Annotated in this window: 3 protein-coding genes; 1 reads left to right on the top strand and 2 read right to left on the bottom strand. The window is 72.4% G+C overall.

Translation table 11 applies throughout. The features are described 5' to 3' along the window. Nucleotides 1–124: 124 nt before the first annotated feature. Together ACFV61_RS35630 and ACFV61_RS35625 are read right to left on the bottom strand one after the other, a co-directional pair. Complete coding sequence (locus ACFV61_RS35630) at nucleotides 125–544, bottom strand: YciI family protein (RefSeq protein WP_380426146.1); 420 nt, start codon at nucleotides 542–544, stop codon at nucleotides 125–127. Between the two features lie 148 nt (nucleotides 545–692). Continuing rightward, on the bottom strand, nucleotides 693–1577 hold the full coding sequence (locus ACFV61_RS35625; protein WP_380496303.1) for a LysR family transcriptional regulator: 885 nt from the start codon (nucleotides 1575–1577) through the stop codon (nucleotides 693–695). 50 nt (nucleotides 1578–1627) lie between these two features. On the opposite strand from ACFV61_RS35625, the gene ACFV61_RS35620 reads away from it, so the two are divergent. Continuing rightward, complete coding sequence (locus ACFV61_RS35620; RefSeq protein WP_380496301.1) at nucleotides 1628–2146, top strand: cupin domain-containing protein; 519 nt, start codon at nucleotides 1628–1630, stop codon at nucleotides 2144–2146. Nucleotides 2147–2203 lie beyond the last annotated feature (57 nt).

The raw sequence follows: 2203 nt of genomic DNA, 5'->3' as shown, positions 1-2203 counted from the left end.
AGCGCCAACCCCCCGGTGGCGCGGCCCCGTCCCCCGACGAACCGGGCGGACTCGAACCGCCAGAGGGACTCGGCGGCCCGCCGGCCCGATGCGGTGCTCGGCGGGCCGTCGGGGGTGGTGGGCATCAGTGCTGGCCGGTCCGCTCGCGCCACGCCCGCTCCTTGGCGATCCACTCGTTGTCCTGCGGGAACTCCTCGATGCCCGGCACGCGGCGGATCTCGACCTTCGAGCCGGTGACGGCCGGGAGCCGCTTGGCCCACTCGACGGCCTCCTCCTTCGAGGCGACGTCGATCACGTAGAAGCCGCCGAACAGTTCCTTCGTCTCGCCGTAGGGGCCGTCGGTGACCACCGGGCTCTGTCCGCTGAAGTCGACCACCACGCCCTGGGAGGGGTCGTCCAGTCCCTCGGCGGCGACGAGCACGCCCGCCCGGATCAGTTCCTCGTTGAAGCGGCCCACCGTTTCGAGCATCTCCTCGAAGGGCGTCTCCATCATCTTCGCGACGCTCTCGTCCGTGCCCCGCATGATCAGCATGTACTTCGACATCGTCGCTCTCCTTGTTCGGGGGCCGTTTTCCGGCCCTCTCCATCCCAGGTCGAACGGCGTGGCCGCGGATCGACACGGCGGGCGGATCCGGGACCACTTTTTTTCGACGGACGCCACCCTCTCGCAGGGCGGCCTCCTCTCACACCTGTCACACCTGGCGGTACGCGGCCGTCGCGATCTCGGTGAACGAGCGGACCAGCGGGTTGGTGTCGCCGTCGTTCCACACCGCGACCACCGGGCTGGGCGCCATGTCGGCCAGCGGGACGGTGGTGAGGTTCTCGGGCAGGTCGTGTCCGAGCGGGGCCAGGCCGACCGTGCTGTTCCAGAGCACGGCCTGCAGGCATTCCTGGACGCCGCGCACCACGGGGCCCTCGCGCGGGGTGCCGCCGTTCCAGTACGACTGCCACCGGGGGTCGGTTCCCGGGGGGAACTGGAACCAGCGGCGCCCGGCCAGGTCGGCCAGTTCCAGGCGGCCGCGCCGGGCCAGCGGGTCGTCGGCGCGCAGGACCGCGCCGACCGGGTCGGTGCGCAGCACGCGCACCGCCAGGGCGGTGTCGTCGAACGGCGCGCGGGTCAGGGCGACGTCGACCAGTGCGGCGCGCAGTCCGCAGGTCGGGTCGGTCAGGTCGGTGTCGCGCACGCGGATCTCGACGCCGGGGTGGCTGCGGCGGAAGGCGGCCGCCAGCCTGGTGATGCCGGGGTCGGTGCCGTCGCCCAGGATGCCGACGGTCAGGGTCGCGGCGCCGGCCGCCGCGGCCACGCGCGCGCGCAGGCGCTCGGCCCGGTCGAGCAGGGCCCGCGCCTCGTCGAGCAGCACGGTTCCCGCCGGGGTGAGGGTGACGCCGGCGGGGGAGCGGGCGAACAGCAGGGCGCCGCTCTCCTTCTCCAGCTGCTTGATCGCCCGGCTCAGCGGCGGCTGGCTCATGTGCAGGCGGGTGGCGGCCCGGCCGAAGTGGAGTTCCTCGGCGACCGCCACGAAGTAGCGCAGGGTACGTAGCTCCACGCTGCGACGATACCCCCCGGGTATCGGCATGGCGGAACGGGTCTTGGACACCCGCGGTGCCCCGGCGGTGCACTCGGAACATGACCGACACAGCGAAGACCAGTGAACCGCAGGCCGGCCCCACCGTATCGGTGGTCGCCCCCGGCGAGGGCGAGACGATCGTCATGGGCACCACGCGCATGCGCGTCCTGGAGGACGGCAGCCACACCGGGCACCGCCTGGCGATGACCGAGTCCCTCCTCGCCCCGCACACCCCCGGACCGCCGCAGCACCGCCACGCCCGCCACGACGAGGGCTTCTACATCATCTCCGGCACGGTGCGCTTCACCGTCGGGGACCAGCACCACGACGCGGGCGCGGGCACGTTCGTGATGGTCCCGCCCGGCGCCCCGCACACCTTCGCCAACGTGAGCGACCACAGCGCCGTCATGCTCAGCGTGTTCACCCCCGACCTGTACCTGCAGTACTTCCGGGACCTGCGGGACATGGCCGCCGACGGCGGGCCGCCGACCTCCGAGGCCGGCCTGCGCACGATGAGCCGCTACGCCACCGAGCCCGCCACTAGTGCTGCTCCGCGGAAGTTCGTGGAGGGGTGTTGATCAGATATCCAGTCCGCTGAGGTAGAGGCCGCCTGCGCAGTCGAGGGCTTCTTCCGG

Origin of the sequence: Kitasatospora sp. NPDC059817, assembly GCF_042731835.1 — a bacterium.
Classification (GTDB): Bacteria; Actinomycetota; Actinomycetes; order Streptomycetales; family Streptomycetaceae; genus Kitasatospora.
This window is presented reverse-complemented; position numbering and strand designations above follow the sequence as displayed.